Below are 7,553 nucleotides of genomic sequence, written 5' to 3'. Positions count from 1 at the left end.
GGCCGCGGACGCGGTGATCGCGCGGTTCCCGGAGGCCCTGGTGTCGGACCGGGGGCCGACGAAGGCGGGGCGGGTGCAGGCGTGGGTCGTCGGGCCGGGGGCGGGCGACGACGCGGCGACCGTGGCGGAGGTGGTGACGGCCGACGTGCCGGTGCTCATCGACGCGGACGGACTGCGGCTCGTCGACCCCGAGGCCGTACGGGCGCGTACGGCGCCGACGTTGATGACCCCCCACGCGGGCGAGGCCGCCGCGCTCCTGGGGGTCCCTCGCGCGGAGGTCGAGGCGGCCCGGCTCACGTCGGTGCGGGAGTTGGCGCGGCGGTACGGGGCGACCGTGCTCCTCAAGGGCTCGACGACCTTGGTCGCCGACTCCGGGGGCGGTGCGGTGCGGGTCAATCCGACGGGCACCGGCTGGCTGGCCACGGCGGGCAGCGGGGACGTGCTGTCGGGGCTCGCGGGGTCGTTGCTGGCGGCTGGGCTGTCGGCGTTCGACGCGGGCAGCGTGGGGGCGTATCTGCACGGTCTCGCGGGGCGGCTGGCGGCGGACGGGGCTCCGGTGGGAGCCCATGACGTGGCGGAGGCGGTGCGGACGGCGTGGCGGGACGTGCGGGACTGACGCGTTCCCGCACCTGCGGCACCCCGGCTCGTCAATAAGGGTGACCCCTCCGCGCGGCACCCGCTCTCCGCCGGGGTGCCGCGTTTCTCTGATCGCATGATCAGTACACGAATCGCGCACAGAAGCATCGCGGTGCTGCTCACCGCGGTGATCGCCCTCCCCGTAGGGACCGGGACCGCCTGGGCCGACGGGCCGGCACCGGCGCCCGGGCCCGGCGAGACCGAGCTCGTGCCGGGCGTGCCCCCGGGGCCCTATCAGCCCTGGCAGATCGACACGCCCGACCAGGCCCTCGTACCCAAGGTGTACACGCCGACCGCAGAGGAGGACCGGGTCGAGCCGCGGGACGCTGCGGCGGGGACGTACGCGCTCGTCGAGTACGTGCCGATCGGGGACGCCGTGGCGAAGGTCTCCTGCAGCAAGCAGACCGGGCCCTACCAGCGGGGCGTGGAGCGGTGGTTGAAGCTCAAGGTCGACGGTAGGCAGTCGGCCGCCGACTGCAAGGCGATCAAGGCCTTCCAGAAGAAGCAGGGCATCAAGCCCGCGATCGGCTTCGCCGGACCGGTGACCTGGGCGCGCATGCAGCTCCTCGCCGCCAAGAAGAACCCGAACGCGGCCCGGAAGTGTCCCGTCCGCTCCTACCGCGTCGCCTGTGTCGATCTCGACCGGCAGCTCACCTGGGTGCAGAAGGGCAAGAAGGTCGTCTTCGGACCGGTCCCGATGCGCAGCGGGCGCGGCGGACATGTCACGCGGGGCGGCTGGCACAAGATCTACTGGAAGCACAAGAACCACTGGTCGACCCTCTACAACAGCCCCATGCCGTATGCCCAGTTCTTCGACGGCGGCATCGCCTTCCACGCCGTCTACGGCAGCATCTACACCACCACCGGCTCCTGGGGCTGCGTCAACCTGCGCCTGTCCGACGCCCGCAAGCTGTGGGGTGTGCTCAAGAAGGGCGACCGTGTCTATGTGTGGGGCCACCGGCCCGGAAACTAGGCGGGCCTGCGGGCATGTCAGTGCCCTCTGAGAGACTGGGGGCGTCATGAACGAGACAGCAACTGCGCCGACCGCGCCCCTGCGCGCCCGCGCCGAGATCGACCTCGGTGCCCTGCGGGCCAATGTGCGGACCCTGCGCGCCCTCGCGCCGGGCGCCGCCGTCATGGCCGTCGTCAAGTCCGAGGCGTACGGCCACGGCGCCCTGCCGTGCGCCCGCGCGGCCGTCGAGGCGGGCGCGACCTGGCTCGGCACGGCCACCCCCGAGGAGGCCCTCGGCCTGCGGGCCCACGCCGGACTGCCCGACGGGGTGCGGATCATGTGCTGGCTCTGGACCCCCGGCGGTCCGTGGCGCGAAGCCATCGAGGCCGACCTCGACATGTCGCTCAGCGACATGTGGGCGCTGCGGGAGGTCGTGGCGGCCGCCCGCGAAACCGGTCTCCCCGCGCGCGTGCAGCTCAAGGCCGACACCGGACTCGGGCGCAACGGCTGCCAGCCCGGCGACGACTGGGCCGAACTCGTCGGCGAGGCCCTGCTCGCGGAGGCCGAAGGGCTGCTCCGCATCACCGGCCTCTGGTCGCACTTCGCCTGCGCCGACGAACCCGGGCACCCCTCCATCGACGCCCAACTCGCCCTCTTCCGCGAGATGGTCGCCTACGCGGAGGGCCGGGGCGTACGGCCCGAGGTCCGCCACATCGCCAACTCGCCCGCCACCCTCACCCGCCCCGACTCCCACTTCGACCTCGTCCGCACGGGCATCGCCGTCTACGGCGTCTCGCCCATCCCCGAGCAGGGCTCCTCGGCCGACTTCGGACTGCGGCCGGTGATGACCCTGAAGGCGTCCGTAGCCCTGGTGAAGCAGGTGCCGGGCGGGCACGGCGTCAGCTACGGCCATCACTACGTCACCCCGGGCACGACGACCCTCGGCCTCATCCCCGTGGGCTACGCGGACGGCATCCCCCGGCACGCCTCCGGCACCGGCCCGGTGCTGGTCGGCGGCAAGTGGCGCACGGTCGCCGGGCGGGTCGCCATGGACCAGTTCGTCGTAGACCTCGGAGGGGACGAGCCGGAGCCCGGGGCGGAGGCGATCCTCTTCGGCCCCGGCGACCGCGGCGAGCCCACCGCCGAGGACTGGGCACAGGCCGCCGGCACCATCGCCTACGAGATCGTCACCCGCATCGGAACACGCGTTCCCCGCGTCTACGTCAATGAGGACGTCCCCGAGGAGGACGAGGTCGCCCTCGTCGATCGGGTCGTCCCTGGGTATGAGGCGGACGACGCGCAGGTCCGGGACGGGAAGAGGAGCGGCACGTGAGCGAGAGCAGCGCGGAGGCGATCGCCGAACTCGCCTCCGCCGCCACGGGGGTGGCCGGCAACTGGCGCAAGGTGACCGGAATCGCGGGCGCCGCGATAGGCGTGATCGCCGCCGGAGCCGCGGCCGGTGTCGCCATAGAGCGGATGACGGTCGGGCGCGGCATGCGCGAGCGGGCGCGGCTGGCGCTCGACTCCACGGGACCGTACGGCTCGCTGCGCGGCATCCCGGGCACGGCCCACGCGGACGACGGCACCGAGCTGTACTACGAGGTCGACGACATCGAGCCCGAGGTCGCCGTCACGCCCAAGCGCCGCCGGCTCTTCGGACGCAAGGCACCGGCCCCGGTCACCGTCGTCTTCAGTCACGGCTACTGCCTCAACCAGGACTCCTGGCACTTCCAGCGGGCTGCCCTGCGCGGGGTCGTACGGACGGTGCACTGGGACCAGCGGAGTCATGGGCGTTCCGCGCGCGGAGTGGCGCAGTTGGAAGACGACATGCCGCTCACCATCGACCAGTTGGGCCGCGACCTGAAGGCCGTGCTCGACGCGGCCGTGCCCGAGGGGCCGATCGTGCTCGTCGGACACTCCATGGGCGGCATGACGGTGATGGCACTGGCCGACCAGTACCCCGACCTGATCCGCGACCGGGTCGTCGCCACCGCCTTCGTCGGTACGTCCGCCGGGCGGCTCGGCGAGGTCAACTTCGGCCTGCCCGTCGCCGGCGTCAACGCGGTACGGCGGGTGCTGCCCGGCGTCCTCAAGGCGCTCGGTCAGCAGGCCGCGCTGGTGGAGCGGGGGCGGCGGGCCACCGCCGACCTGTTCGCCGGGATCATCAAGCGGTACTCGTTCGCGTCCCGGGACGTCGACCCGGCGGTCGCGCGGTTCGCCGAGCGGATGATCGAGGGCACGCCCATCGACGTGGTCGCCGAGTTCTACCCGGCGTTCACCGACCACGACAAGACCGCGGCCCTCACCCACTTCAAGGACATGCCGGTGCTCGTGCTGGCCGGGATCGGCGATCTCGTCACGCCCAGTGAGCACAGCGAGGCCATCGCCGACCAGCTGCCGGACGCCGAGCTGGTGCTCGTGCCGGACGCCGGGCACCTGGTCATGCTGGAGCACCCGGAGGTCGTCACCGACCGCCTCGCCGACCTGCTCACCCGCGCGGGTGCCGTGCCGGCAGGGGCTACCGTAAGTGGCTATGGAAGCACCAGCAGCACCGCACGACGCGGCTGAGCCCCTGTCCGTCTCGATCACCGTCAACTCCCCCGAGCAGATGGGGGAGTTGGGGCGCCGGCTGGCCAAGCTGCTGCGCGCGGGCGACCTCGTGATGCTCACGGGCGAGCTCGGCGCCGGCAAGACGACGCTGACCCGGGGACTGGGGGAGGGGCTCGGCGTGCGCGGGGCGGTCACCTCGCCGACGTTCGTCATCGCGCGCGTGCACCCCTCGTTGGGGGAGGGGCCGCCGCTCGTCCATGTCGACGCGTACCGCCTGAGCGGCGGGCTCGACGACATGGAGGATCTCGACCTCGACGTCTCGCTGCCGGAGTCGGTGATCGTCGTGGAGTGGGGCGAGGGCAAGGTCGAGGAGTTGACGGACGACCGGCTGTCGGTCGTCATCCACCGGGCCGTCGGAGACACGACCGACGAGGTACGGCACGTGACCGTCACCGGGCTCGGTGAGCGCTGGGCCGCGGTCGAACTGGGTGTGCTCGGCGCGTGACTCCCCGATGCCCGGGTGGGTGGGTTCCGACAAGGTGTCGGCAAGATGTTGCGTTTCGGGTCTCGCGCGTGGTCACATGGTATCCAGTCAGTAGTTAGGTCTACCTAACTACGTCCGCCCCCAGGTCCCAGGAGGCGTCCATGTCGGCTTCGTCGGCTTCAGAGAACCAGGACCGCCCGCAGCCGTATGTGTTCGCCGGGGTGTCCATGCGGGAGTTGTTGGCGGCGGGGGCTGCGGCGAGGGCGGTCTCGACCCCGCCGCGCGCGCCGGATGCTCCGCCGGTTGAGTCGCGTAAAGCTGCGTAGTCGTTTGGCTGCGGGCCGGTGGGGGCTGGTCGCGCAGTTCCCCGCGCCCCTGGGATGCGCCCCTGCGGGGCGCTATCCCTATCAGGGCGATCTCGCTCAGCGGATGACGACGATGCTCTGCCCGATCGTCGCGAACTCCCACATCGCCGAGCCGTCCTCGACCGTCTCGCGGATGCCGCCGGACTTGACCGTGGGGTCGGGCTGCTGGGGCGTGCCGTTGACCGCCGCGCTGAAGCCGATCGCGAGCCCGCCCGTGCTGGCGAAGCGGACGACGTGCTGGATGGGGGTGCCGTCGGTGCCGGTGACCGCGTTCGAGCGGGACGTGACCCAGTAGGAGCCCAGGGTCGGATCCACCGTCCCGGGGGTGACCTTGAACGTCCGGTTGACCTTGTTGTTCGCGGCGACCAGCCACACCCGGTCGTCGTCCAGCGAGTACACGACCCGCTCGCCCTTGCCGGAGCCCGCGGGCAGCGCGGCGGGGTTCTTCTTGTCGCGGGGCGCCTTCGAGGTGGCCACCGCCGGCGGAGCGCTCGCACGGGCCGTACTGCCCATCCCGGCCGGGACGCTCGCCGACGCCTGATAGGCGAGGAAACCGACCGTGGCGACGGCCGCCACGGTGAGCCCGGCCACGATTCCCGAGCTGCTGCCGGCCATCGGCGCCCACCTCCGTGTCTTGTATGTCCAGTAAGTGTGGTGACTGTAGGTGACGGTAGCAGTCGGGCCGGGCCGACCGGGGCGGCCGTGCCCGGGGCGCCGGAGCCGTAGGCTGTTTGCGTGCTCTTGCTCGCTCTGGATACCGCCACCCCCGCAGTCACCGTCGCCCTGCACGACGGCGAGGCCGTCATCGCCTCGTCGAGTCAGGTGGACGCGCGCCGCCACGGTGAGCTGCTGCTCCCGGCCGTCGACCGTGTGCTCGCCGACGCGGGGCTCAAGCTCGACGCCGTCACCGGTCTCGTCGTCGGCATCGGCCCCGGCCCCTACACCGGGCTGCGCGTCGGGCTGATGACCGCCGACACGTTCGGGCTCGCGCTCGGCGTGCCCGTGCACGGTGTGTGCACGCTGGACGGCCTCGCCTACGCCGCCGATCTCGACGGCCCGTTCGTCGTGGCCACCGACGCGCGCCGCAAGGAGGTCTACTGGGCGCGCTACGCCGACTCGCGTACGAGGGTGACCGACCCGGCGGTCGACCGGCCCGCCGACATCGCCGACGAGGTCGCGGGACTGCCCGCCGTCGGCGCCGGCGCCCTGCTCTACCCGGGCACCTTCCCGTCCGCCCACGAGCCGCAGCACGTGTCCGCCGCCGCACTCGCCTCCCTGGCCGCCGAGCGACTGGCGGCGGGCGTCGAACTCCCCGCGCCCCGGCCACTCTATCTGCGCCGCCCCGACGCGCAGGTCCCCAAGAACTACAAGGTGGTCACCCCCAAGTGACCGAATCCCTGAGTCCTCGACTGCGCGAGATGCGCTGGTGGGACATCGATCCCGTGCTGGAACTGGAGAAGGACCTCTTCCCCGAGGACGCCTGGTCCCGGGGCATGTTCTGGTCCGAACTGGCCCACGCGCGGGGCGCCGAGGCGACACGCCGGTACCTGGTGGCCGAGGTGACCGGCGACCAGTACGAGGGCGGTGTCCGGGTCATCGGCTACGCGGGCCTCGCCACCACCGGCGATCAGGCCGACATCCAGACCATCGCCGTCGCCCGCGACCACTGGGGCACCGGCCTCGGTGGCACTCTGCTCACCGAACTCCTCAGCGCGGCAAGCGAGTTCGAGTGCGCCGAGGTCATGCTCGAATGCCGTGTCGACAACGTCCGCGCGCAGAAACTCTACGAGCGCTTCGGCTTCGCCCCCATCGGCTTCCGGCGCGGCTACTACCAGCCGGGCAACGTCGACGCCCTGGTGATGCGCCTGACCACAGACCCCGACAGCGGCTCCGCCGCGGGGTCGCCTTCCGTACAAGGGACCGAGTTCAATGACTGACGAACCCCTCGTCCTCGGCATCGAGACCTCCTGCGACGAGACCGGCGTCGGCATCGTCCGCGGCCACACCCTGCTCGCCGACGCGGTCGCGTCCAGCGTCGACGAACACGCCCGCTTCGGCGGGGTCGTACCGGAGGTGGCGTCCCGCGCCCACCTGGAGGCGATGGTCCCGACGATCCAACGCGCCCTCAAGGACGCGGGCGTGAGCGCGAGCGACCTCGACGGCATCGCGGTCACGGCGGGCCCCGGGCTCGCGGGCGCGCTCCTGGTCGGCGTCTCGGCGGCCAAGGCGTACGCCTACGCGCTGGGCAAGCCGCTCTACGGCGTGAACCACCTGGCCTCCCACATCTGCGTCGACCAGCTCGAACACGGCGCACTCCCGGAACCGACGATGGCCCTGCTGGTCTCCGGCGGCCACTCCTCCCTCCTCCTCTCCTCCGACATCACCTCGGACGTACGACCGCTCGGTGCGACGATCGACGACGCGGCGGGCGAGGCCTTCGACAAGATCGCGCGCGTCCTGAACCTCGGCTTCCCGGGCGGCCCGGTCATCGACCGGTACGCGAAGGAGGGCGACCCCACGGCGATCACGTTCCCGCGCGGACTGACCGGGCCGCGCGACCCGGCGT

General features: G+C 72.2%; 9 protein-coding genes. 8 read left to right on the top strand and 1 reads right to left on the bottom strand.

What is annotated here, in order from left to right; all coding sequences use genetic code 11:
* The 5 genes from JHN45_RS48500 to tsaE form a co-directional block, all read left to right on the top strand.
* A partial coding sequence (locus JHN45_RS48500) for an ADP/ATP-dependent (S)-NAD(P)H-hydrate dehydratase (protein WP_201055856.1) occupies positions 1–616 on the top strand: 616 nt, incomplete at its 5' end.
* Between the two features lie 96 nt (positions 617–712).
* Complete coding sequence (locus JHN45_RS48495) at positions 713–1,609, top strand: L,D-transpeptidase family protein (protein WP_236584934.1); 897 nt, start codon at positions 713–715, stop codon at positions 1,607–1,609.
* 46 nt (positions 1,610–1,655) lie between these two features.
* Entirely contained in the window at positions 1,656–2,921 is a 1,266-nt protein-coding gene (alr, locus tag JHN45_RS48490) for an alanine racemase (RefSeq protein ID WP_201055855.1), read from the top strand.
* Complete coding sequence (locus tag JHN45_RS48485) at positions 2,918–4,156, top strand: alpha/beta fold hydrolase (protein WP_200716439.1); 1,239 nt, start codon at positions 2,918–2,920, stop codon at positions 4,154–4,156. The genes alr and JHN45_RS48485 overlap by 4 nt, the downstream gene beginning before the upstream one ends.
* The gene (gene tsaE / locus JHN45_RS48480) at positions 4,122–4,643 is read left to right on the top strand and encodes a tRNA (adenosine(37)-N6)-threonylcarbamoyltransferase complex ATPase subunit type 1 TsaE (RefSeq protein ID WP_093628653.1); all 522 of its coding nucleotides are present in this window, start codon (positions 4,122–4,124) and stop codon (positions 4,641–4,643) included. The genes JHN45_RS48485 and tsaE overlap by 35 nt, the downstream gene beginning before the upstream one ends.
* A 401-nt stretch (positions 4,644–5,044) precedes the next feature.
* Here the strand turns inward: tsaE and JHN45_RS48475 are convergent, their stop codons facing one another.
* Entirely contained in the window at positions 5,045–5,602 is a 558-nt protein-coding gene (locus JHN45_RS48475; protein WP_201055853.1) for a hypothetical protein, read from the bottom strand.
* Positions 5,603–5,722: 120 nt separating this feature from the next.
* Here JHN45_RS48475 and tsaB point away from each other — a divergent pair, with 120 nt between their 5' ends.
* The 3 genes from tsaB to JHN45_RS48460 form a co-directional block, all read left to right on the top strand.
* Positions 5,723–6,376 carry a tRNA (adenosine(37)-N6)-threonylcarbamoyltransferase complex dimerization subunit type 1 TsaB gene (gene tsaB / locus JHN45_RS48470; protein WP_201055850.1) on the top strand — a complete coding sequence of 218 codons (654 nt, stop codon included), beginning with the start codon at positions 5,723–5,725 and terminating at the stop codon, positions 6,374–6,376.
* A 29-nt stretch (positions 6,377–6,405) separates the two neighbouring features.
* Complete coding sequence (gene rimI, locus JHN45_RS48465) at positions 6,406–6,924, top strand: ribosomal protein S18-alanine N-acetyltransferase (protein WP_236584935.1); 519 nt, start codon at positions 6,406–6,408, stop codon at positions 6,922–6,924.
* The coding region (locus tag JHN45_RS48460) for a tRNA (adenosine(37)-N6)-threonylcarbamoyltransferase complex transferase subunit TsaD (RefSeq protein WP_201055846.1) at positions 6,917–7,553 on the top strand (637 nt) is incomplete at its 3' end. The genes rimI and JHN45_RS48460, both read left to right, overlap by 8 nt.

Source organism: Streptomyces sp. MBT53 (genome assembly GCF_016654115.1).
GTDB lineage: Bacteria > Actinomycetota > Actinomycetes > Streptomycetales > Streptomycetaceae > Streptomyces.
The sequence above is the reverse complement of the archived record's forward strand: the minus strand, read 5'-3'. Positions and strand labels throughout refer to the sequence as shown.

Bases quoted from the DNA above. Each gene is read 5' to 3' on its own strand.
- JHN45_RS48495 (WP_236584934.1), top strand. From the start codon at position 713: ATGATCAGTACACGAATCGCGCACAGAAGCATCGCGGTGCTGCTCACC.
- alr (WP_201055855.1), top strand. From the start codon at position 1,656: ATGAACGAGACAGCAACTGCGCCGACCGCGCCCCTGCGCGCCCGCGCC.
- tsaE (WP_093628653.1), top strand. From the start codon at position 4,122: ATGGAAGCACCAGCAGCACCGCACGACGCGGCTGAGCCCCTGTCCGTC.
- JHN45_RS48475 (WP_201055853.1), bottom strand. From the start codon at position 5,602: ATGGCCGGCAGCAGCTCGGGAATCGTGGCCGGGCTCACCGTGGCGGCC.
- rimI (WP_236584935.1), top strand. From the start codon at position 6,406: ATGCGCTGGTGGGACATCGATCCCGTGCTGGAACTGGAGAAGGACCTC.